The sequence below is a fragment of the Amycolatopsis sp. NPDC049253 genome (assembly GCF_040678995.1).
Taxonomy (GTDB): Bacteria; Actinomycetota; Actinomycetes; order Mycobacteriales; family Pseudonocardiaceae; genus Amycolatopsis.
The window spans coordinates 99,675-122,645 of record NZ_JBFAQX010000018.1 but is presented as its reverse complement, the minus strand read 5'-3'; the positions used below and the strand labels follow the sequence as shown (position 1 = coordinate 122,645).

General features: G+C 72.0%; 17 protein-coding genes, 4 tRNA genes and 1 pseudogene. 14 read left to right on the top strand and 8 right to left on the bottom strand.

From position 1 onward, the window contains the following. Nucleotides 1-186: 186 nt before the first annotated feature. On the bottom strand, nt 187-1,149 hold the full coding sequence (locus tag AB0K15_RS32435) for a helix-turn-helix domain-containing protein (protein WP_364059022.1): 963 nt from the start codon (nt 1,147-1,149) through the stop codon (nt 187-189). A 185-nt stretch (nt 1,150-1,334) separates the two neighbouring features. Here AB0K15_RS32435 and AB0K15_RS32430 point away from each other — a divergent pair, with 185 nt between their 5' ends. Both AB0K15_RS32430 and AB0K15_RS32425 read left to right on the top strand, forming a co-directional pair. After that, complete coding sequence (locus AB0K15_RS32430) at nt 1,335-4,742, top strand: S8 family serine peptidase (RefSeq protein ID WP_364059019.1); 3,408 nt, start codon at nt 1,335-1,337, stop codon at nt 4,740-4,742. A gap of 849 nt (nt 4,743-5,591) precedes the next feature. After that, nucleotides 5,592-5,951: a hypothetical protein gene (locus AB0K15_RS32425; RefSeq protein ID WP_364059016.1), complete on the top strand. Its 360-nt coding sequence runs from the start codon at nt 5,592-5,594 to the stop codon at nt 5,949-5,951. A gap of 49 nt (nt 5,952-6,000) precedes the next feature. Here AB0K15_RS32425 and AB0K15_RS32420 read toward each other — a convergent pair. The 4 genes from AB0K15_RS32420 to AB0K15_RS32405 all read right to left on the bottom strand — a co-directional run bounded on the left by AB0K15_RS32420 (nt 6,001) and on the right by AB0K15_RS32405 (nt 6,797). Beyond that, a tRNA-Val gene (locus tag AB0K15_RS32420) sits at nt 6,001-6,075 on the bottom strand. Between the two features lies 1 nt (nt 6,076). Continuing rightward, nucleotides 6,077-6,147 (bottom strand) — tRNA-Cys (locus AB0K15_RS32415). Between the two features lie 25 nt (nt 6,148-6,172). Beyond that, nucleotides 6,173-6,245: transfer RNA gene (locus AB0K15_RS32410), tRNA-Gly, on the bottom strand. Nucleotides 6,246-6,371: 126 nt separating this feature from the next. Next, complete coding sequence (locus tag AB0K15_RS32405; protein WP_005159130.1) at nt 6,372-6,797, bottom strand: SsgA family sporulation/cell division regulator; 426 nt, start codon at nt 6,795-6,797, stop codon at nt 6,372-6,374. Nucleotides 6,798-7,182: 385 nt separating this feature from the next. On the opposite strand from AB0K15_RS32405, the gene AB0K15_RS32400 reads away from it, so the two are divergent. The 10 genes and pseudogenes from AB0K15_RS32400 (at nt 7,183) to AB0K15_RS32355 (ending at nt 17,144) form a co-directional block, all read left to right on the top strand. Further along, nucleotides 7,183-7,254: transfer RNA gene (locus tag AB0K15_RS32400), tRNA-Val, on the top strand. Nucleotides 7,255-8,253: 999 nt separating this feature from the next. Beyond that, on the top strand, nt 8,254-9,843 hold the full coding sequence (locus AB0K15_RS32395) for a sugar transferase (RefSeq protein ID WP_364059171.1): 1,590 nt from the start codon (nt 8,254-8,256) through the stop codon (nt 9,841-9,843). A 181-nt stretch (nt 9,844-10,024) separates the two neighbouring features. Further along, a complete protein-coding gene (gene thrS, locus AB0K15_RS32390) occupies nt 10,025-12,052 on the top strand; it encodes a threonine--tRNA ligase (protein WP_364059012.1) in 2,028 nt (675 codons plus the stop codon). Beyond that, complete coding sequence (locus AB0K15_RS32385; RefSeq protein ID WP_364059009.1) at nt 12,049-12,597, top strand: HIT domain-containing protein; 549 nt, start codon at nt 12,049-12,051, stop codon at nt 12,595-12,597. The genes thrS and AB0K15_RS32385 overlap by 4 nt, the downstream gene beginning before the upstream one ends. Nucleotides 12,598-12,663: 66 nt before the next feature. Next, nucleotides 12,664-13,194: a MarR family transcriptional regulator gene (locus AB0K15_RS32380; RefSeq protein WP_364059006.1), complete on the top strand. Its 531-nt coding sequence runs from the start codon at nt 12,664-12,666 to the stop codon at nt 13,192-13,194. Nucleotides 13,195-13,294: 100 nt separating this feature from the next. Further along, nucleotides 13,295-13,894, top strand: a pseudogene (gene pgsA / locus AB0K15_RS32375) (phosphatidylinositol phosphate synthase); the annotation flags it as partial. Nucleotides 13,895-14,031: 137 nt separating this feature from the next. Continuing rightward, nucleotides 14,032-14,949, top strand: coding sequence for a phosphatidylinositol mannoside acyltransferase (locus AB0K15_RS32370; protein WP_364059003.1), 918 nt, complete (start codon nt 14,032-14,034; stop codon nt 14,947-14,949). 16 nt (nt 14,950-14,965) lie between these two features. Further along, nucleotides 14,966-16,111, top strand: coding sequence for a glycosyltransferase family 4 protein (locus AB0K15_RS32365; protein ID WP_364059168.1), 1,146 nt, complete (start codon nt 14,966-14,968; stop codon nt 16,109-16,111). Beyond that, a complete protein-coding gene (locus AB0K15_RS32360) occupies nt 16,108-16,596 on the top strand; it encodes an NUDIX hydrolase (RefSeq protein ID WP_364059000.1) in 489 nt (162 codons plus the stop codon). Before AB0K15_RS32365 ends, AB0K15_RS32360 begins: the two co-directional genes overlap by 4 nt. Before the next feature lie 35 nt (nt 16,597-16,631). Next, entirely contained in the window at nt 16,632-17,144 is a 513-nt protein-coding gene (locus AB0K15_RS32355) for an XdhC family protein (RefSeq protein WP_364058997.1), read from the top strand. A gap of 43 nt (nt 17,145-17,187) precedes the next feature. On the opposite strand, the gene AB0K15_RS32350 is transcribed toward AB0K15_RS32355, so the two are convergent. Beyond that, nucleotides 17,188-19,299 (bottom strand): elongation factor G-like protein EF-G2, encoded by a 2,112-nt coding sequence (locus AB0K15_RS32350; protein ID WP_364058994.1) that lies wholly within the window; start codon nt 19,297-19,299, stop codon nt 17,188-17,190. 172 nt (nt 19,300-19,471) lie between these two features. Here AB0K15_RS32350 and AB0K15_RS32345 point away from each other — a divergent pair, with 172 nt between their 5' ends. Further along, the gene (locus AB0K15_RS32345; RefSeq protein ID WP_364058991.1) at nt 19,472-20,893 is read left to right on the top strand and encodes an FAD-binding oxidoreductase; all 1,422 of its coding nucleotides are present in this window, start codon (nt 19,472-19,474) and stop codon (nt 20,891-20,893) included. Nucleotides 20,894-20,950: 57 nt separating this feature from the next. Beyond that, entirely contained in the window at nt 20,951-21,682 is a 732-nt protein-coding gene (locus AB0K15_RS32340) for a hypothetical protein (protein ID WP_364058988.1), read from the top strand. Nucleotides 21,683-21,925: 243 nt separating this feature from the next. On the opposite strand, the gene AB0K15_RS32335 is transcribed toward AB0K15_RS32340, so the two are convergent. Both AB0K15_RS32335 and AB0K15_RS32330 read right to left on the bottom strand, forming a co-directional pair. Further along, nucleotides 21,926-22,246 carry an AzlD domain-containing protein gene (locus AB0K15_RS32335; RefSeq protein WP_364058985.1) on the bottom strand — a complete coding sequence of 107 codons (321 nt, stop codon included), beginning with the start codon at nt 22,244-22,246 and terminating at the stop codon, nt 21,926-21,928. Next, complete coding sequence (locus tag AB0K15_RS32330) at nt 22,246-22,941, bottom strand: AzlC family ABC transporter permease (protein ID WP_364058982.1); 696 nt, start codon at nt 22,939-22,941, stop codon at nt 22,246-22,248. The genes AB0K15_RS32335 and AB0K15_RS32330 overlap by 1 nt, the downstream gene beginning before the upstream one ends. Nucleotides 22,942-22,971 lie beyond the last annotated feature (30 nt).

Here is a 22,971-nt window from a genome sequence, read left to right as displayed (position 1 = left end):
CGACGGCTGGGGCGACGCGCTCGCCGAAGCGAGGTCCCGCATTCGGGGAAGTCGACGTCGTAGCCTGCCCGCGCCCGCCATCGGCGATGACGTCAGCCATCTCCTCAGCCGCCCGGTACGTAGGCGGCACGCGCGCGGCAAACCGTCCAGCGTGCCTCGCCGCTCGCTACGGCTTCGAGCCGAGGATCACAGCCAGCCTCGCCGCGTGGCTTCCATCGCGATCTGGAACCGGGTGCGCGCGCCGACGCGGTGCATCAGCTTCGTGACGTGCCGCTGCACCGTGCGCTCGCTCCAGCCCAGCGCGCGCCCGACCGCCTTGTCCGTCAGCCCGGACGCCAGCAGCATCAGCAGCTGCGCCTCGCCGGGCGGCAACGCGTCCGAAGCGCCCGACTGGAACGGCACGCTCCGCGCCCACACCGCCTCGAACAACGCGATCAGCGCGTCCAGCAGCGGTGAGGGGTGGATCACGTACGAAGCTGTCAACGCCACGTCCCCGGGGCGCAGCAAGGGAATCATCGCGTACCGGTCGTCCGCGATCGCGAGCTTCATCGGCACCTCGCCGGCGATCCGGGCCTCCTCACCGTGGCGCACACCGACCGCGATGTCGTCGAGAACGCCGCTGAGTTCGAGCGCGCTCTTGTCGTATACGACGCGGTAGCGCACGCCCCGCTCCAGCAGCGCGAGCTCGATGTGGTTCGGCTCCTGGTGCCCGTTCGGCGCGGCATACGGCGGGCGGTCGAACCCGCGCATCTGCACAAGGACCTCCTGCTGCACGCACGCCCATCGCTCGTTGACCTCGTCGCGCCCGGAGATCACCTCCACCAGCTCGCCCGGTTGCGCGAAGCGGGTGCTCGCACGGTAGGCAGCCGTCAACGTCGCGATGTGACGGCGCGTGTCGCGCAGCGCGGCTTCGCGTTCCTGCAGCACGGCCTCGATCGCGCGGTCCGGTGGCACCACGACGAACCGCGCCGGGCGCCCCGCCGAGCGCGTCGCCAGCCCGAGGTCCACGAGCCGCTGCACCGCCCGGCGCGCGCTCGCCAGGGGGCGGTGGCAGTCTTCGGCCAGTTCGGCGGCCGTCGCCTGCGTCCGGTGGACGAGCGCGTCGTAGACCGCCTCGTCGTCACCGCTGAGCCCGATCGCCTCGAGCACGTCGTTCCTCCCACTGGCCTGGACCACGAAGGCTGTCGGAAACGCGACAGCTGACCGGAACTGGCCACCCTGCGAGCTTGTCACGCCCTGATCACTCCTGCACCGTTTTCCGGGTGGCGGGCGCCCACCCCGACGCGCCCGCCACATCTCCCCTGCCAGAGATGACGGAGCGAAGGAGTCTCCCCATGTCCCTGTCCGCCTTGCGGACGCGCGGGCAACGCCTGGTCCTCGCGGTGCTGGTCACCGCCGGGACGCTGGGCGCATTGCCCGCGGCACCGGCGTCGGCGGCCCCCACCGGGCCGGCCCACTCGCCGAAGATCGCCCAGGAACTGAGAACCCGGATGGCGGCGGCCCGGACGGGCCCGGGCACCCGGTTCGAAGCCGCCGTGGTCCTCAAGGACCGCACCGGGCTCACGCGCGCCGACGCGCGCCGACAGCTCGCCGATTCGGCCGCCGCCATGCAGGCGCCGGTGGTGAACCTCGTCGACGCGCGCGGCGATCAGATCGTGAACACCTTCTGGCTCAAGAACATGGTCCTCGTGCGCGCCACGCCGGCCACCCTCGACGCCGTCGCCGCGCTGCCACTGGTCGACCACGTGATCCCGAACTTCACCCTCACCACGCCGACCGAGCCGCCGGTCAAGAAGGTCTCCGCTCGCCACGCGGCCGAAACGGCGACGTGGGGCGTGCAGAAGATCGGCGCCGACCGCGTGCAGCAGGAACGCGGGCTCACCGGCAAGGGTGTGCGCGTGGCGATCCTCGACACCGGCATCGACGCCGAGCACCCCGACCTCGCGGGCAAGCTCGTGACCGACGACCCTGCCGATCCGGAGCACCCCGGTGGCTGGCTGGAGTTCGGTGAGGACGGCAAGCCCGTGCACTCCACGCCGCACGACAGCGCCTACCACGGCACCCACGTCGCCGGCACCATCGCCGGCGGCGCCGCGTCCGGCGAGCAGATCGGTGTCGCGCCCGGCGCGGATCTGATGGCAGGCCTCGTGATCCCCGGCGGGTCCGGCACGCTCGCGCAGGTCGTCGCCGGCATGCAGTGGGCGATCGCGCCGTACGACGCCGATGGCAGGCCCGCCGGTAAGCCGGCCGACGTCGTCAGCATGTCCCTCGGCGAAGAGGGCTACGCCGAGGAGATGGTGGAGCCCGCGCGCAACATCTACCTCGCCGGCGCGTTCCCGGCCTTCGCCATCGGCAACGACTGCGTGCCCGGCGGCTCGGCCAGTCCGGGCAACATCTACGAGTCGGTGGGTGTCGGCGCGACCGACGCCGACGACAACGTGCCCGATTTCTCCTGCGGCGGTGTCGTCCACAAGACGGACTGGCAGAACGCGCCGGAGTCCTGGCCCGCCAGCTACGTCGTGCCCGACCTGTCCGCGCCCGGTCTCGACGTGACGTCGAGCCTGCCCGGCGGCGAGTACGGCAGCCTGAGCGGCACGTCGATGGCCACGCCGCACGTCTCGGGCACGGTCGCGCTGATGCGGCAGGCGAACCCCGGTCTCAGCGTGGACGAAACCCTCGACATCCTCGACGGCACGGCATTCTCCGACGACCGCTACGGCGCACTTCCCAACACCCGCTACGGTGCGGGCCGGATCGACGCGTACGCGGCCGTCGCCGAAGCGTCGCTCACCAGCGGCGTCAGCGGCACGGTGACGGCCGACGGGACGCGGGCGCCGCTGTCCGGCACCACGATCACGGTCACCTCGACCGGCCGCAAGGCCACGACCGACGCAGCGGGGCACTTCACGCTCCGCCTGCCGGCCGGCCGCTACGACCTCGCGCTGTCCCGCTTCGGTTACCGCGACCAGCACGTGAGCGCCACCGTCGTGGACGACGCGATCGCCGACCTGAAGATCACGCTCCAGCCGACCCCGCGCGGCACGATCACCGGCCGCGTGACCTTCGCCCCGACGCGTTCGGCGGTCCCCGGCGCCACCGTCCGCGTGCTCGGTGTCCCGGACGAGCTCACCGCGGTGTCCGACCGCCACGGCCGCTACACCGTGCCGAACGTCCCCGAGGGCACCTACCAGGTGTCCGCGTCCGCGCCCGGCATCTCGGCCACCGAGCCTCGGCAAGTCGGTGTCACGGGCAAGAAGTCCCACGCCGGCACGGACTTCGCGTTGCCTCGCCCGGCCGCGACCCAGCGGGTCTCGTTGACCGGGACCGGACAGGAGGTCCACGCGGACGCGTTCTGGCCCGCGATCAGCGGCGACGGCGGCGTGATCGCCTTCGGCGACCTGGCGCCTGACCTCGTGCCGGGCGACACCAACGAGGACGTCGACGTCTTCGCGCGGGACGCCCGCACCGGGATCGTCGAGCGGATGTCGGTCGCCTCCGACGGCACGGGCGCGAACGCGTGGGCCATCAGCCCCACCGTCAGCCCCGACGGCCAGTACGTCGGTTTCCTCAGCGGCGCCACGAACCTCGTGCCGGGTGACACCAACGGTGTGCCCGACGCGTTCGTGCACGACCGCAAGACGGGCAAGACCGAGCGGGTCTCCGTCGGCACCGGCGGGGAGCAGGCGAACCAGTCGTCGAGCCAGCCGGCCATGACCTCGGACGACCGCTACGCCGTGTTCCTCAGCACCGCCACCAACCTGGTGCCCGGGGACACCAACGGCCGCCAGGACGTGTTCCTGCGCGACCGCGTCAGCGGCCGCACCGAGCTGGTGTCGGCCGGCGCGGGTGGCGTGTCGGCGGACGGTGATTCGCTCGAGCCGAGTGTCAGCGCCGACGGCCGGTTCGTGGCGTTCGAAAGCGGCGCGGAGAACCTCGTGCCCGGCACCGCGAACACCCACCGCGACGTGTTCGTGCGCGACCGGCGCGCCGGGACCACGGAGATGATCCCGGCGCCCGGCGGAGCCGAGGCCACGCAGCCGTCGATCAGTGCCGACGGCCGCAAGGTCGCGTATGCAATCAGCGGCACCGAAGAGGGTTTCCAGGTGTACGTCTACGACCGGCAGACGCACACCAACACTCTCGTGACGCAGGCGCTGGGCGCAGCCGGCGGGGCGAACGCTTACACCGCCACCCCGCGGATCAGCGCGAACGGCGCATTCGTGGCGTTCTTCAGCTTCGCCACCAACCTCGTCGCCGGCGACGACGCCTTCTCCGACGTCTACGTGCGCGATCTGCACGCCGGGACGACCGAGAAGATCTCCGGCGGCCCGCACAGCGAATTGGGTGACGCATACAGCGACTTCCCGTCGATCAGCACCGACGGCAAGTACGTCGCCTTCGAAAGCGCAGCGACGAACCTCGTCGCCGGGGACACGAACGGCTACTCCGACGTGTTCGTCCACGACCGCACCCCGGGCCCCGAACCGCGCTTCGCCGTGTATGACCTCGCGGCCGATTCCCACGGCCACCCGCGGATCACGGCGGCGGTGAAGAACGTCGGCGAGCGCTCCGGCTCGTATACGGGCGTGCTCTGGCTCGACGGCACGGTCGCCGGCGAGCAGACGGTGTCCCTCGGCACCGACCGGACGGCGCGGCTGTCGTTCGACCTGCGGAAACTGGCGAGCGGACCGCACATCGCCCGTCTCGGCGGTCTCACGGTGTCGTTCACCGCGGGCCGCTAGTCCCGGGCCGGGAGGGCGGCGCAGCCCTCCCGGCCCGGGACTTCCGGCGTGACCAGCTCTGGTTTGCGGGTCCATTTTTTGGCCGAGCACGGTCGGGTGATGCCGCGTCAACCGGCTCGCGCTCGGGACCATGAACTTCGGCACGGCGGGGTTCCACGCCCCAACGGGCAGGACCGCAGACGAAGCCCGGCCGATCTTCCGGCGTTACGTCGAGGCCCGCGGCAACTTCCTCGACCCCGGGCGGAGATTCGAGCCGATCTCGACCGCGTCAGTGCGGCACACCCGGCCGGCGTCTACCGCATGTTCACGCCGGAGTACCAGTCGTGGCTGGTCAGCACCGGCCCGAAGTCGGCGACAAACCGGCCGGCTGCGCGCCCGCCGTGCGCAACTGGGCGGCCGAGAAGACCGCTTGATCAGGCCTTCTCGAGGCAGGGCTCGGAGTGTCGGGGTTCGTTCTGTGTCTGATGGACTTCTACTCCGGAGCACGTTGGGGTGAACTTGTCGGGCAGCAGCGGCATGAGTACGACTCCGAGCGGCGGGGTATCGAGATTCGGACGCCGCTGAAGGAGATCGGCGGGAAGGGATACAAGGACGGCCGGAAGAGTGATGGTCACCAGTCGGCGGGTCGGCAGCGGCCTCCGACACGGCGCGGGAACGCCCGGCCGAGGAAGGGGCGGACGAAAACACCGGCGGGTACTCGCTTCGTGGCGCTGCCGCCCGGGATCGCCGTGTTGTACGAGGAGCTGATGGATAGCCATCGGCATCCCTTTGTGTTGTCCACGCCGGAAGGGCACGCCTGGCGGCGTTCCAATGTCCGGATCCGGTTCTGGCGTCTCGGCGTGGGACGGAGTGGATCTCGACGAGTCCGGGGCGGGGGAGCGGCGACCGCCGATTCTGCCGACGTTCACCTTCCATGAGGGCCGGCACACGCACGCGACGTGGTTGACCGAGGACGGGATCCCGGAGGTGGCGCGGCGCGCCCGGCTGGGGCAGAAGATGAAGGGGATCGCGCGGGTCCTTGACCATGTGACCCCGGCGATGGTGAACGAGATCCTGGACGCGTGGGAGGAGCGATGGCTGCGGGTCGCTGGCTTCGTTGCATCCGGGGGAGCGGGTGAAGCTGGTGTCGTGGTTCCCGCACCTGCGGTCCCGGCGGGGCTCGATCCGGGTTCTGGGCCGATCGCCATTTCATCGCCATCTGACGACTGAAGCCCCGCCCCTCCAGGGAGGGACAGGGCTTCTGGCCTGCAGTTCCGGCTGGTGCGCGATACTGGGATTGAACCAGTGACCTCTTCCGTGTCAGGGAAGCGCTCTCCCGCTGAGCTAATCGCGCGAGGTGGAGACGGGATTCGAACCCGTGTACACGGCTTTGCAGGCCGTTGCCTCGCCTCTCGGCCACTCCACCGTGCAAGGCCTCGAAGAGCCTTTCGAGCGGACGACGGGATTCGAACCCGCGACCCTCACCTTGGCAAGGTGATGCGCTACCAGCTGCGCTACGTCCGCACTCTCCGCGGTTCCCGACTGCCCGGCCTGTGGCCCGGCACCCCGTCGCCGTGGTGTGAGAGAACCATATCGGACCCGAAAACCGCCCCGTCACCGGGGGGTCATCTCCCGGACGCGGGGCTGTGATCAGGCGAGATCGTTGGGGATGAGGTGGGTCAGCGCGTCGTCGACGTCGACCCACAGGTGTTCGTTGCCGGGAAGCACCACGTCGTACGTGCGGTCGAGGAAGTCGGCGAGCTCCTGGGCGGAGGCCTCGAACATGGCGTGCCCGGAGGGGGAGTTGAGCTCGATGAGCACGGACTCGGGGTCTTCGACGGAGGGGCGGATCCGCACGTCGCCGTCGCCGGCGTCGGCGAGGAGGCCGTCGGCGAGGAGGTCGCGGGCGTAGACCCACTCGACCCAGCCCGCGCGGCCGGTGCGGAAGGCGGCGACGACCGCGTAGGGGTCGCGAGTGTCGTAGCGCAGTTCAACCTTGACCGGAACCGCCGGAGTCCGCGGCGCCAGCAGGTCGAAGACCGCCGTCGAGCGGAGCGTCACGTGATCGTTGCGCATCGTCCTACCCTTCGTCTCCCTTCCCGGCCCGGACGACCGAGGACGACGATGAGACGCTCCGGAGAGCCGATACCGTCGCGGGTTCGCCGGAGATCACCCGTCCGTGGTCGGCACTGCCGTTCCGTCCTTCGTCGCCCGCGCCGCGCAGCCTTCCGCGGGCGCCCGCTGGGCAGCCACACGTACATACTGCGCGGTTCGACCGCCGCGCGATAGCACCGTCGCACGGATGTCGAAGCCGGGCGCGAGCGGCCCCACGGCGGCACAACCCCGGCTAGCTCGGGGTTGTTCGCTCCGTATTCGCTGGTAGACGCAGGGTGGTCATCGGCAACCACCCGTTTGCAGGCCCTCGAAAGTCGTGTTGTAGAGTTGTCCTCACTCCACGAGCGGGCGATTAGCTCAGGGGGAGAGCGCTTCGTTCACACCGAAGAGGTCACTGGTTCGATCCCAGTATCGCCCACCGCATCGAGGCCCCGGATCCCACGATCCGGGGCCTCGAGTGTTTTTCGCGCAAGAATCTTCGCAGGTCAGCACCTCGCCGCGGCCCCACCCCGCCCGGCGGCGGGGAGCCCCGGTCCGGTCCGGTCGATCACAGCTCCACAACGGTCTCGGCGCAGCCGCCGGACCTGCAATTTGCAGGTCGCACGCGGACAAATGACCTTCGCTGTACGTCTCGCGGCGTTTTTGTGGCACGAGCGGGCCGGGGGACACCGAGAATGTGATCCTGAGCACTTTCTCGATCATGTCGGGGTTCGCGCCACCCGAACGGCCGCACGCAGTTCGCCGGAGTCCCGGCCGCGGATCGGCCACGAGGTATGCCGACGTTCGAAGGTTTCCGTCCGGGGCGCGGCCGTTCCGGTGAATCTGCCGCGCTTCCGAGGGTCCCTCACGGCCGCTCGTGCCGGCGGGCCCGATTCGGCAAGACGGGTGAACGCGGCGATCCCGGGGTGGGAGCACGGCGTGATCGGCGCGCCGGCGCGCGCACCCCGGGGGAGTATGGGGCCCCGGCCGGATCCTGGCGTGTGACGAAAACCCGACGCCGTGACACCGTGAGGCAGAATGTCACCCACGGCGCCGTTCGATCCGCCGGGCCTCCGGGGAAATCCACTGTGGACTCGTCCGGGTCGGAGTGTCCACAGTGGAACATCCCGGGGGCCGGGTCACCCCGGCCGCGCCGCGGGGAGTGGTGGAATATTGACTACATTCCGTAGTTATCGGTGGGTTGCCACTTATTACTCATCGTCATCATCCCGTTATGTTCAGGCCATTCATTTGCGTGAAAGAGCCGCAGGATGTGGCTGGAAATCGTTGTAACGAGTCCCGGATAGCTGCCGATACCTTGGCGTGTGTCGCTCCTTTGGTGGCTGAATCGGGTACGAGTCATGATCACGCTCCGAGATCAAACTTGTTCACACAGCGTGCCGGCGGAGACCTTCGAACCATGCTCCTGGGAGGTCTGATGGAAGAGTCGGTGCGGCCCACCTCGACGGTCAGCGAGCCGTCGCCGCACATCGACCTCCCGGCGCTGCCGGAGATCCCTGAGATCCCCGCACCCGCCGGTGCGAGGACCGTGAAGACCGCGACGTCCGCGAGCACGGCGCAGGTCTCGAACGCGACCCGGCCCGCGCCCGTCGAGTCGACCACGGCCAAATCGCATCCCGCTTCGTGGGAGAGGCGTTACCGCGCCTGGGTCATCGCCAGTGACATCGTCGCGTCGTTCGTGGTGATCGGCGTCAGCGCCTTCGTCATCGACCGCGTGGCACCGCAGGACATGCACGCGTTCGGCACGGCACTGGCGGTGCTGTGCTCGCTGCCGGTCAGCCGCGCGTGGAGCCCGCGCGTGCTCGGCGAAGGGCCCGAGGAGTACCGGACGCTCGGGCGCGGCCTCATCACCGCCGCCGTGCTGGTGGCGCTCGGCGGCCTGCTCTTTCACGCGCTCGACGTGCAGCCGTGGGTGTTCATCGTGGTGCCCGTGATCGCGCTCTTCGCCTTCCCCCAGCGGTACCTGCTGCGCCAGGTCCTGCACCGCCGGCGCCGCCGCGGCCTGTGCCTGCTGCCCGTGATGGCCGCCGGCAGCCCCGGGACGGTGGCCGACCTCATCGCCCGCACCAAGACCGAGGCCCACGTCGGCTGGCGCGTGGAAGCGGTCTGCACGGTCGACGGCGGGGGCGCCGACTCCGGCAGCGGAGAGATCGACGGCGTGCCCGTGGTCGGCCGGCTCGAAGAGCTCTCCCGGCACGTGCGCCGCGGGGGTTACCGCGTGGTCGCCATCACCGCGGACCAGTACTGGACGCCGAAGCGGTTGCAGCGCCTCGCGTGGGACCTCGAGGGCACCGCCGCGGAGCTGGTCGTGGCGCCGGTGCTGATGGAGGTCGCGGGGCCGCGGCTGAACGTCTCCGGTGTGCTCGGCATGCCGCTGCTGCGGGTCACGGCGCCGCGGTTCACGGGTGGCCGCCGGCTCGTCAAGGAGGTCGTCGACCGCTGTGGCGCGGCGTTCCTGCTGACGTTGTTCTCCCCGCTGCTGCTGGCGATCGCGCTGGCCGTGAAGCTCGGCGACCGCGGCCCCGTGATCTACAAGCAGCGCCGCGTCGGCAAGGATGCCGAGAACTTCACGATGCTGAAGTTCCGCACCATGGTCCCGAACGCCGACAAGATCCGCCAGAACCTCGAAGAGGCCAACGAGGGCGCCGGGCCGCTGTTCAAGATGAAGCGCGACCCGCGCGTGACCCGGGTCGGCGGGCTGCTGCGCCGCTACTCGCTCGACGAGCTGCCCCAGCTGTTCAACGTGCTCTCCGGGCGCATGTCCCTCGTCGGTCCCCGGCCGCCGCTGCCCGAGGAGACGCGGCAGTACGCGCCCGACGCGCGCCGCCGGCTGCTCGTGAAGCCCGGCCTCACCGGGCTGTGGCAGGTCAGCGGCCGCAGCGACCTCACGTGGGCCGAGAGCATCCGCCTGGACCTGCGCTACGTCGAGGACTGGTCGCTGGCGCTGGACCTGGTGATCCTCTGGAAGACCTTCCGAGCCGTCGTCGCCGGCCAGGGCGCCTACTGAGCCGCGCCGCGAAGGCCGTCCCGCGGCCGCCGACCACCCGGTCGGCGGCCGCTTCCGTGGTGCGGGGAGACGAGCCCGGGGGAGCCGCCGCGGTTAGCGCCGACACGCGTGAGGCGCCCGCGGGCCGACGACTAGCATCAACCGGAGTCATCCTCGTCACTTGCCCCAGAAGGAGCCGATCGTGTCGCATCCGCCGTCAGCCGCCGCCGTCCCCGCCGAGCGCGTGGTGGTCCCGGCGGGCACTACGGCGGGAGCCGCGGTCCGCGAGGCCGGGCTGCCGACCAAGGGCCCGGACACGATCGTCGTCGTGCGCGACGCCGAGGGCCGGCTGCGCGACCTCGCGTGGGCGCCCGAGGCCGACGCCGAGGTGGAGCCCGTCGCGGCGAACACCGAGGACGGCCGCAGCGTGATCCGCCACTCGGCCGCCCACGTGCTGGCGCAGGCCGTGCAGCAGGAGTTCCCCGACGCGAAGCTCGGTATCGGGCCGCCGGTCAAGGACGGCTTCTACTACGACTTCGCGGTCGACAAGCCCTTCACGCCGGAAGACCTGCAGGCGCTCGAGAAGCGCATGAAGCAGATCGTGAAGGGGGCCCAGCAGTTCTCCCGCCGCGTGTTCGACTCCGTCGACGAGGCGAAGAAGGAGCTGGCGAACGAGCCGTTCAAGCTCGAGCTGGTCGACCTCAAGTCCGAAGTGGACACCGACGAGGTCATGGAGGTCGGTGGCGGCGAGCTGACCATCTACGACAACCTCGACCCGCGCACCAAGGAGCGCGTGTGGAGCGACCTGTGCCGCGGCCCGCACGTGCCCACCACCAAGTTCATCCCCGCGTTCAAGCTGACCCGCGTGGCCGCCGCCTATTGGCGCGGCAGTGAGAAGAACCCGCAGCTGCAGCGGATCTACGGCACGGCGTGGGAGTCGGGCGAGGCGCAGGACGCCTATCTCGAGCGCATCGCCGAGGCCGAGCGCCGCGACCACCGCCGCCTCGGCGCCGAGCTCGACCTGTTCTCCTTCCCGGAGGAGATCGGCTCCGGCCTGCCGGTGTTCCACCCGAAGGGCGGCATCATCCGCCGCGAGCTGGAGAACTACTCGCGCCGCCGCCACGAGGAGGCCGGCTACGAGTTCGTGAACACGCCGCACATCTCCAAGGGCGAGCTGTTCCACACCTCCGGCCATCTGCCCTACTACGCCGACACGATGTTCCCGCCGGTCAAGTTCGACGACGAGGACTACTACCTCAAGGCCATGAACTGCCCGATGCACAACCTGGTCTACCGCTCGCGCGGGCGGTCGTACCGGGAGCTGCCGCTGCGGCTGTTCGAGTTCGGCACGGTGTACCGCTACGAGAAGTCCGGTGTGGTCCACGGCCTCACCCGCGTGCGCGGCCTGACGATGGACGACTCGCACATCTACTGCACCAAGGAGCAGATGCCGGGCGAGCTGCGCTCGCTGCTGAAGTTCGTGCTCGACCTGCTGGCCGACTACGGGCTGTCGGACTTCTACCTCGAGCTGTCCACCCGCGGCGACTCCGAGAAGTTCATCGGCGAGGACTGGGAGTGGGAAGAGGCCACGGAGACGCTGCGCCAGGCCGCGATCGACTCCGGTCTCGAGCTCGTGCCCGACCCGGGCGGCGCCGCCTTCTACGGCCCGAAGATCTCCGTGCAGGCGCGCGACGCCATCGGCCGCACCTGGCAGATGTCCACGATCCAGCTGGACTTCAACCAGAACAAGCGCTTCAACCTCGAGTACACCGCGTCCGACGGTTCGCGCCAGCGCCCGGTGATGATCCACCGCGCCCTGTTCGGCTCGATCGAGCGGTTCTTCGGTGTGCTGACCGAGCACTACGCCGGTGCGTTCCCCGCGTGGCTCTCGCCGGTACAGGTCGTGGGCATCCCGATCACCGCCGACCAGGTGGAGTTCCTCGAGGGTGTGCAGAAGGCGTTGCGCGCCAAGGGGATCCGGGCCGAGGTCGACGCGAGCGACGACCGCATGCAGAAGAAGATCCGCACCCACACCACGCAGAAGGTGCCGTTCCTGCTCCTGGCGGGCGCGAAGGACGCCGAGGCGGGCGCGGTGTCGTTCCGCTTCCGCGACGGCGGCCAGATCAACGGCGTGTCGGTGGACACCGCCGTCGACGCCATCGCCGAGTGGGTGGCCGGCCGCGAGAACGCCTCGCCGAGCGCGGAGGCCGTGGAGAAGATCCTGCGGTGAGCGACGCGGACGGTCCCGAGATCGTCGAGCAGGACGGAGTGGGGGTCCCGGACGCGCTCCAGCGGCTGTGGACCCCGCACCGGATGGCCTACATCAAGGGGCAGGAGAGGCCGGACGACGACGAGTCCGACGGCTGCCCGTTCTGCCGCATCCCCAGCCTCGACGACGAGACGGCGCTGATCCTGGCGCGCGGCGAGACAGTGTACGCGGTGCTGAACCTGTACCCGTACAACCCCGGCCACCTCATGGTGGTGCCCTACCGCCACGTGGCCGACTACACCGACCTGACCGAGGCCGAGACGCGCGAGCTGGCCGAGTTCACGCAGCACGCCATGCGCGTGGTGCGGGCGGTGTCGGCGGCGCACGGGTTCAACATCGGGATGAACCAGGGCGTGATCGCCGGCGCGGGCATCGCGGCGCACCTGCACCAGCACCTGGTGCCGCGCTGGGGCGGCGACGCCAACTTCATGCCGGTGATCGGGCACACCAAGGTGCTGCCGCAGCTGCTCGGCGAGACGAGGAAACTTCTGGCGGACGCGTGGTGAAGACCACGTGGCGCGGGAGTGTACCGACGCGGTAATTGAGCCCTCAATCAGGGGTAGCATGGAGGTATGTCCGAACCTCGCTGGCTTTCCGAAGACGAGCAACGCGTCTGGCGTGACTTCGCCCAGGCCGCCGCGCTGTTGCAAGCGCACCTCGAAGGCCAGCTGCAACACGACTCGGGCATGCCGCACACGTACTACGAGGTTCTGGTCGCGCTGTCGGAGGCCGAGGGCCGCCGGCTGCGGATGAGCGAGCTCGCCGAAGCGCGCGGCTCCTCGCGCAGCCGGCTCTCGCACGCCGTGGCCCGCCTGGAGAGCAAGGGCTGGGTGCGGCGCGAGTCGTGTCCCACCGACAAGCGCGGCGCCTGGGCGGTGCTCACCGACGCCGGGTTCGCGGCGCTCGAGGCGGCCGCCCCCGGCCACGTCGAGGCCGTGCGCGAGAGCCTCTTCGACCGCCTGACACCGGAGCAGGCTCAGCAGCTGGGCGAGATCAGCGCGGCGATCCTCGGCGGGCTGCGGCCCCAGTGCGCGGCCGCGCTCGCGGCCGAGGAGGCCGGCGAATTCGTGGCGCCGGTCATCGAACTGCCGAAATCAGGCTGATCGCCCGGCGGGTCGCGGGGCGGGACGTCGGTCCCGTGCCGGCGGGTCGATAGGCTTTCGTGGCCCACCCACCCTCGAGCCAGGTGCACAAGACGACGAGATGCTCAACATTTTCGCCCGTGCCTCAGTCTCCCGCGTCACCGATCCGATCGGTCGGACGCTGGTCCGTGCCGGACTGACTCCGAACGCGATGACCGTGATCGGCACCGCGGGTGCCGTGGCGTGCGCGCTGGTCTTCTTCCCGCAGGGGCTCCTGCTGTGGGGAACCTTCACCGTGTGGGGGTTCGCCATGCTGGACCTCCTCGACGGCGCCATGGCCAGGGCCCGCGGTTACGGCACGCCGTTCGGGGCCGTCCTCGACGCGACGTGCGACCGCTTGGTGGACGGTGCGCTGTTCGCCGCCATCGCGTGGTGGTGCTTCGTGGTCGACCACAACAACCGCGCGGCCGCGGCCGCCCTGATCTGCCTGGTGCTCGCCCAGGTCATCTCCTACGTCAAGGCCCGCGCCGACGCGTCGGGCCTCGAAGCCGACGGCGGCCTCGTCGAGCGGGCCGAGCGGCTGATCATCGCGCTCGTCGGCACCGGCCTGCACGGCCTCGGGGTGCCCTACACGGTGGAGATCACGCTCTGGCTGCTCGCCGTGCTGTCGGTGATCACGCTGCTGCAGCGCGGTGCCGCCGTCGCGAAGGCCGCGCGGGCCGTGGCCGAGCAGGCCAAGCGAGCTCCGCAGACCGAACACGCCAAGCCGCCCGAGCAGGCCGCGCAGACCGAGCAACCCGCCGCCGCTCCGGCCGAGCAGGCCACGACCGGTGACGTGCAGACAGGCGGGGCGCAGCCGTGAGCGCGCTGTCCCAGCGGCTCGGCGAGTTCGGCTACACGGCGGGCTGGCAGCTCGCCCGCCGGATGCCCGAGCCGATGGGGACGGCGGCGTTCGCGCTGGGCGCCGACCTCGCCACCCGCCGCGGCGGCGGGGGCGTGCGCCAGCTGCGCGCCAACCTCGCGCGGGTCGTGCCGCAGGCCGACGAGACGGAGCTCGACGAGCTCGTCCGCCGGGCCATGCGGTCGTACGCGCGGTACTGGTACGAGACGTTCCGGCTCCCGTCGATGGACCGCGCCGAGGTGATCTCCAAGGTCGGCGCCGCGATCACCGGCGTCGAGAACATCGACGCCGCGCTCGCCGAGGGCAACGGCGCGGTGATCGCGCTGCCGCACAGCGGGAACTGGGACGCGATCGGGGTGTGGCTGGCCGACCGGCTCGGCGGGTTCACCACGGTCGTCGAACGCCTGAAGCCCGAGTCGCTGTTCAACCGGTTCGTGGCCTACCGCGAGTCGCTCGGGTTCGAGATCGTGCCGCTCACCGGCGACAGCGCGGCGATGCGCCTCCTGCTGAAACGCCTGCGGGAGAACAAGGTCGTGTGCCTCGTCGGCGACCGCGACCTCACCATGAGCGGGGTTCCCGTCCGGTTCTTCGGCGAGCGCACGCGCATGCCCGCGGGCCCGGCGCGGCTCGCTGCCACGACCGGGGCCGCGCTGCTGCCGGTCGGCTCGTGGTTCAGCGAGGACGGCTGGCAGGTCCGGGTGCACCCGCGCATCCGCGTGACCGCCCGTGCCGAGGTGCCCGCGGCCACCCAGGCGCTGGCCGACGCGTTCGCCGGCGACATCGCGGCGCACCCGGCCGACTGGCACATGCTGCAGAAGATCTGGCTCGCCGACCTCGAGGCCGCCGAACGCGCCAGCCTCGAAGAAGTGGGCTGACGCGGTGGCGGGCGGGCTGAAGATCGGGATCGTGTGCCCCTACTCGTTCGACGTGCCGGGCGGGGTGCAGGGACACGTGATCGACCTCGCGCGGGCGCTCATCGCGCGCGGGCACCAGGTGTCCGTGCTGGCGCCGGCCGACGAGGACGCCGTGCTGCCGGACTTCGTGCACCCCGCGGGCAAGGCGCTCGGCATCCCGTACAACGGCTCGGTCGCGCGGCTGCAGTTCGGGCCCGTCTCCTACGCGCGGGTGCGGCGCTGGATCCGGGACAACGGGTTCGACGTGCTGCACCTGCACGAACCGGCCGCGCCCAGCCTGTCGCTGCTCGCCCTGAAGGTGGCCGACGGGCCGATCGTCGCCACTTTCCACACGGCGACCACGCGTTCGCGCACGCTGGCGGCGTTCCAGCCCGTGCTGCGACCGCTGCTGGAGAAGATCACCGCGCGCATCGCGGTGTCGGCGCTGGCCCGCCGGGTGCAGGTGGAGCACGCCGGCGGCGACGCGGTGGAGATCCCCAACGGCGTCGACGCCGAGTTCTTCGCCCGCGCCACGCCGCTGGAGGGCTACCCGCGCGCGGGCGGCACGGTCGGGTTCGTCGGCCGGTTCACCGAACCCCGCAAGGGCATGGACGTGCTGCTGGAGGCGTCGCGCCGTCTGCTGCCGGAGTTCGAGGACCTGCGGCTGCTCGTGGTCGGGCGCGGTGACCCGGACCAGCTGCGGCGCATGGCCGGCCCCGAGCTGTGGCCCCACGTCGAGCTGCTCGGCCAGGTCGACGACGCCACGAAGGCGCGCGCGCTGCGCAGCGTCGACGTGTACTGCGCGCCGAACACCGGCGGCGAGAGCTTCGGCATGATCCTCACCGAGGCCATGGCCTCGGGCACGCCCGTGCTGGCCAGCGGGCTCGACTCGTTCCGCCGCGTGCTCGACGACGGCAAGGCCGGGCAGCTCGCGGCGACCGGCGACGCCGGTGCGCTCGCCGAAGGGCTGCGCGAGCTGCTCGGCGACCCGGCGCGGCGCGCGTCGCTCGCCGCCGCGGCGGGGGAGCGCGTGACGGCGTACGACTGGTCGGTCGTCGTCACGCAGGTCCTGCGCGTGTACGAGACGGCGATCGCCGCCGACCCGAGGCTCGTCGTCGCGGCGGAGCGGGAGTTCGCGCGGTGACGTGGCTCGCGTGGCTGATCCCCGTGCTCGCCGCGATCGTGGTGCTGGGCGGGCTTTTCCTCGTGGCCACGGCCAACCGCCTCGACCGCCTCCACGTGCGCATGGACGCCGGCTGGGCCGCGCTCGACGCGGCGCTGGCGCGGCGGGCGGTGGTCGCCCGTGCGGTGGCGGCGCTGCTCGACGGCACCGGCCCCGGCCTGCACGCCGCCGCCGAGCGGGCGGAGCGCGCGTCCCGCGCCGAACGCGAGGCCGACGAGAACGACTTGACCCTGCGTCTCGGTGCCATCGACCGGGCGGCGCTGCCGCCGGCGCTGGCCGAGGAGCTCACCGACGCCGAGCACCGGGTGGTCATCGCCCGCCGCGTGCACAACGACGCCGTGCGCGACACCCTCGCCCTGCGGCGCCGGCGGAAAGTGCGGTACTTCAAGCTCGCCGGGACGGCGCCGCTGCCCGAGTACTTCGAGTTCGCCGAACCCGAGGTGTGACCGGGTTTCCGGGTGCCGGTGGCAGACTGGGGCGCATGACCGCCGAACCGGATGCCTGCGCCGTCGCCCACGGCGCTCCCGAAGCGAACCCCGACGCGCGGACCCTGGTCACGGTGTTCGCGTCGCCGGTGGCCCGGTACCTGCTGAGCTACGCCGCCGACCTGGGCTACCACACCGTGCTGTTCGAGCCGGACGCCGCGCGCGCCACCGACGTGGAGTCCGCGTGCGACATCCGCACCGCGATGCCGGCCCTCGACGGGACCGCGGACGTCGTGGTGACGGACCACCACCGCGCCGAGCTGGGCCCGGTGTTGCGCGACGCGCTCGCGCAGGACGCCCGCTGGGTCGGCGTGCTGGGCAACCCGCGCCACGAGGGGCCGCACGTGTCGGCGCTGACGGCGCTCGGCGTGCCGGCCCCGGACATCGCGCGGGTGCACCGCCCGGTGGGGCTGAACATCGGCTCGCGCAAGCCGGCCGAGATCGCCATCGCCGTCCTGGCCGGTCTGATCGCCGACCGCAACGGCAAGCCGGGGGGCTTCGAGTTCTGAGCCGCCGCGTTCAGGCGGGCACTGCGCTGACCGCGGATGGGGCTCACATAGGCACCGCCGCCCCTTCCGGCAGCGGCTCGAAGCGGGCGTGGACGCGGGTGAACGTGGCCGTGCCCGACGTCAGCGAGCGCAGGTCGATCGCGTACCGCAGGAGCTCCGCGGCGGGCACCTCGGCGTTGATGACCGTGCGGCCGCCCTCGCCCGACTCGGTGCCGAGGACCCGCCCGCGCCGGGACGACAGGTCGCCGAGGACGGTGCCCAGGTGCTCGTCCGCGAGCGTGATGGCGACGGTGTCCAGGGGTTCCAGCAACGTGATCCGGCTGGCGGCCGCGGCTTCCCGCAGGGCGAGTGCCCCGGCGGTCTGGAACGCCGCGTCCGACGAGTCGACGCTGTGGGCCTTGCCGTCGACGAGCGTCACGCGCACGTCGACGACCGGGTGCCCGTCCACGAGCCCCCGCTTGAGCTGCGCGCGCACGCCTTTCTCCACGCTCGGGATGAACTGGTGCGGCACCGAGCCGCCGACGACCTTGTCCACGAACTCGAAACCGCTGCCGCGCGGCAACGGTTCCACTTCGATGTCGCACACGGCGAACTGGCCGTGGCCACCGGACTGCTTCACGTGGCGGCCGTGGCCGCGGGCGGGTTTGCCGAATGTGGCGCGCAGGCTGATGCGCACCGGTTCGGTGTCCACGTCGGCGCCGCCGGCGCGCAGCCGCGACAGGACGACGTCGGCGTGCGCCTCGCCCATGCACCAGAGCACGAGCTGGCCGGTCTCGGCGTTGCGGTCGAGCCGCAGCGTCGGGTCGCCGGCCACGAGGCGCGAGAGGTTGCGCGACAGGGTGTCCTCGTCGCTGCGGGTCTTCGCGATGATGGCGACCGGCAGGAGCGGCTCGGGCATGCGCCAGGGTTTCATCACCAGCGGGTCGTCCGGCGACGAAACGGTGTCGCCCGTTTCCGCCGAGCCGACCTTGGTCAGCGCGCACAGGTCGCCCGCCACGCAGTAGGGGACTTCGCGCAGCGTGGAGCCGAGTGGCGAGTACAGGTGCGCCACGCGTTCGTCGGCGTCGTGGTCCTCGTGCCCGCGCTCGGCGAGGCCGTGGCCGGAGACGTGCACCGCGTTCTCCGGTCGCAGCGTCCCCGAGAACACCCGCACGAGCGACACGCGCCCGACGTAGGAGTCGACCGCCGTGCGCACGACCTCGGCGGCGAGCGGTCCCGCGGGGTCGGCCGTGAGGTCGCCGTGCGGGCCGCCGTCGGGGGTCGTGACGCCGGGCAGGGTGTGCTCCAGCGGTGACGGGAACGCGCGGACGATCCCGTCGAGCACTTCCGCGAGCCCGATGCCGCTGGTGGCGCACACGGGAATGACGGGGTGGAACGACCCGCGCGCCACGGCCGTCTCGAGGTCGGCGATGAGCGTGTCCTCGGAGATCTCCTCGCCGCCGAGGTAGCGCTCCATGAGGGTCTCGTCCTCGCTCTCGGCGATGATGCCCTCGATGAGCTCGTTGCGGGCGTCTTCGAGCCCGGCGAGATCGGCCGGGTCGGGCTCGCCGATCCGCGGCGGGTAGCCGGCCGAGTAGTCGAAGTAGCGCCGGGTGATGAGACCGACCAGCCCGTCGCGAGCCGGCAGGTACAGCGGCAGCACGCCCGCACCGAACGCGGCCTGGCAGGCGGCGATCTCCGCGAGTGCGTCGGCCCGGTGGTGGTCCAGACGGGAGACGATCACGGCCCGGGGCATCCCGACCGACGCGCACTCCTCCCACACGGCGACCGTCGCGGCGTCGACCCCTTCGGCCGCGCACACCACGAACAGCGCGGCGTCGGCGGCGCGCAGCCCCGCGCGCAGCTCGCCGACGAAATCGGCGTACCCCGGGGTGTCGATCAGGTTGATCTTGTGGCCTTGGTGCAGCACCGGAGCCACCGACAGCCCCACGGACCGCTGCTGGCGCACGGCGGCCGGGTCGTGGTCGCAGACCGTGGTGCCCTCGACGACCGAGCCGGCCCGTGGGACGGTGCCCGACGCCGCGAGCAAGGCCTCGGTGAGGGTGGTCTTCCCGGATCCCGAGGGCCCCACCAGCACGACGTTGCGCACCTGGGCGGGGTCGGCCACAGCGACGGCGGCCCCGGTGTCGGTACTCCTGCTCTGTTTGTCGGCCATGGCGACTCCTCGGCGAACGGCTGGTGTACGCGATGTGCTCGATCACACACCCGCTACCCTGGGCAGGGCAAGGCAGGGCCGGGGGGACCACGCGTTTGCTTCCCGGTGGGATCCGGCCTCGGGCCGGGTGAGGGGGAGCGGGACGACGATCAGCAGACGCACGTTCCTGCGGGTGTCCGGGGCGGCGGTACCGGTGGCGGCGGGCCTGGGGGCCGCCACTCCGGACGCAGCGCCGGACCGGTGGGCCGCCCTTCGGCGGCGGCTTTCAGGGGCGTTGCTGGTGCCCGGCGACGCGGGTTACGAGGCCGCTCGCCACGGCTGTTTCACGCTGTACGACCACCGCCCGGCGGCGATCGCCGGCTGCGCGAGCGAGGCGGACGTGCAGGCGTGCGTGGACTTCGCGGCGCGGCACGGCACCCCGGTGGCCGCGCGCTCGGGCGGGTACAGCTACGTCGGGTACTCCACTGTGGACGGCGGCCTGGTGGTGGACGTGGGGCGGCTCGCAGGGATCCGCGTCCTCGGCCACGGGCGAGCCGTGGTGGGCGCGGGCGCGCGGCTGGGGCCCGTGTACCAGGCGCTCGGGTCGGCGGGGCGGGCGCTGGCGGTGGGCACGTGCCCGACCGTCGGCATCGCCGGGCTGACGCTCGGCGGGGGAGTCGGCGTGCTCGGCCGCAAGCTCGGGCTCACGTGCGACCAGCTCGAGTCGGCACGGGTCGTGACGGCCGACGGCGTGGCGCGCACGGTGTCCGCGCACCAGCACGCGGACCTCTTCTGGGCGCTGCGCGGCGGCGGGGGCGGCAACTTCGGCATCGTCACGTCGTTCACCTTCCGGACCGCCGAGGCGCCGGACCTCACGTCGTTCAGCCTGCAGTTCCCGCCCGAGACGGCCGCGACGCTGTTCGCCGAGTGGCAGGACTGGCAGCCGCGGATGCCCGATGAGCTCTGGTCCGACCTCGGGCTCGGCGCCACGGGGGCGAACTTCGACGGCTGCTTCGTGGGTCCGCGCCGCCGGCTGAAGCCGATCCTGGACGACTTCGTCCGCCGGGTGGGCGCGGCACCGGTGAAGCGCGAGGAGCCGGAGACCGACTTCCTCGGCGCGATGCGGTACTTCGCCGGCTGCACGGACCTGGCGGGTTCGGCGTGCGGTCCCGGCTGGGGCGGCGGCACCGGCAAGATCGGGACCGCGGCGTACGTGGCGACGTCACGGATGCTCATGCGCCCCGCGCGGGATCCGGCCGCGGTCCTCGCGTTGCTGAGCGAGAACCCGGACGCTTACACGATCGTGGACGGTGGTGGCGGCGCGATCGCGCGCGGCGACTCGGCTTTCCCGCACCGCCGGGCGCTCGCGAGCTTCCAGTTCGTCCACGGGCTGGAGCACGCGACCGAACCCGCGGCAAGGCGCGCGATGGGGCGAATCCGCGACGGGCTCGGGCCGGAATTCGGCACAACCGGCTACGTCAACTACCTCGATCCGGAAATGCCGGACTGGGCTCAGGCCTATTGCGGCGGGAACCTTCCCCGGCTGCGGGCCCTCGCCCGTCGCTACGATCCGGACCGCGTGTTCGCCTTCCCTCAAGGGGTAACCCCGGCCTGACTGTCCACAACGGATTGTTTTACACTTCTCCGATTCCCGTTTTCGAGGAGGAGGAACGTGCTGGAGCTGGCGTGGTCGGCGGACGAATGGGCGCGAACGAGGCTCGCGTTCTCCCCGTTGTGGGAAATCGTGGCGAGCGTCCGCGTGCTGGCCCGGCCGGGGGAGCACGCGCTGCACCTGCCGTGGGTGCGCAAGGCGTCGGGTGCGCTGGCCGACGCGGGGATCGACGTCACGCCGCTCGCCGATCTCGTCGCCGGCCGCTCGGTGCCGCGCTTCCTCACGCCCGCACCGGCTTCGCCCGTGCCGCAGCTGGCCGACGAGCTCGCGGACCTGCGCGACGTGGCGCCGCGCGCGGTGCGGCGCGAGCTGGCGGCGATGGACCCGCCGCCCTCGGCCGCGCTGGCCCGCCTGCACCGCGACCCGGAGGCGGGGCTCGACCGGCTCAAGACGAACACCGACGGCGCCAGCACGAGCCCGTGGCCGTGCGGCACGCCCGTGGCGGGCACGTGCCGCTGCGCGACGATCAGCGCGCCCTCGGCCCAGTGGACGGCGGGCGCAAGGTCGTGGAACAGGTCCTCCGCCGCGCCGGCGGCGAGCAGGCGCGAACGGTGCAGCACGTCGCCTTCCAGCAGGGCCCGCATGCGCGGCCACGCGGGCGCCAGCGCCACCGCCCAGTACCGCTCCATCAGCCCCGGGGCCGCGCGTGATCTCGCGGACCCACGCGGGCCGGCAGCCGGTGCTGCGCTACCCGGCCCGCGGCGTCGCCGGCCTGTGGGAGACCGGCGGTAGCTCGTCGCCGGCGGCCCTGCGCGGGGTGCTCGGCCGCAGCCGCAGCGCGCTCCTCACCGCACTGACCACGCCCGCCGACGTCGACGAGCTGGCGCGCCGCACGAGCCCGAAGCAAGCAAGGCGTCGTCGCGAAGCACCTTCAGCTCCTGCGCGCCGCGGGCCTGGTCGCCGCGGCCTCCGACGGCGTCCACTCCCGCACGGTCGCCGCCGACGCCGTGGTGACCGCGGCCGACGGCTGAAGGCTCAGGGCACCCCGGCCAGGCGCAGCAGGGCCGCGGTCGCCGCGGCGGCCACGACCACGGCCACGAACGGGGCCTTGCGCCACGCCAGCACGCCGCCGACCAGAACCCCGGCCGGCCGGGCGATCCCGGCGAACGTGTGCCCTTCCGTCAGCGCGCTCGTCGCGACCAGCGCGGCCAGCAGGACGACGGCCGAGAGCGCCATGAGCCGCTGGGCGCGAGGGGAGAGGTGCACGCGCGTGCGCAGCACCGGCCCGGCGAAGCGGAAGGCGAACGTGCCCGCCGCGAGCACCACGGTGGCGATCAGGAGCTCGAGGCCGTCCATCAGCGGGCTCCTTCCAGCGTCTTCGGTTCCTTGGCCGCCACGCCGACGAGCACGCCTGCCAGCGCCAGCAGCACCGGCAGGCCGGCGGGCAGGAACGGGGTCGCCGCGAGGGCGACCACCACGCCCACGGCGACGGGCAGCCGGGTGGCGCGGTCGCGCAATGACGGCAGCACGAGGGCCAGCAGCACGGCCGGGAACGCGGCGTCCAGGCCGAACGCGGCGGTGTCGCTGATCGCGGTGCCGGCGAAGGCGCCCGCGACGCAGCCGGCGTTCCACGAGACGAACAGGCCCGCGCCGCACGCCCAGTAGGCGGCGCGGCGGCGCCCCGAATCGCGCTGGGCCAGGGCGAAGGCCACCGACTCGTCGATCATCAGGTGGCTGCCGGCGATGCGCGCGGCCCACTTCGAGTCGAAGACGTCGCCGATCGCGAAGCCGAACGGCAGGTGCCGCGCGTTCACCAGCAGACCCGCGACCACCGCGGCCAGCGGGTTGCCGCCACCGGCGATGATGCCCACCAGCATGAACTGCGACGCGCCCGCGAAGACCAGCAGCGACAGCAGCATCGGCGCCCACAGCGGGAAGCCCGAGCTCACCGCGATGGCGCCGTAGGAGACGCCCACGAGGCCGTCGGCCACGCAGACGAGTGCGATGTCCCGGGTCAGCTCCCGGTCGAGTGTTCGCCAAATCGAACGCATAGTGCCTTATGCTGAACACAGGACCGGGTG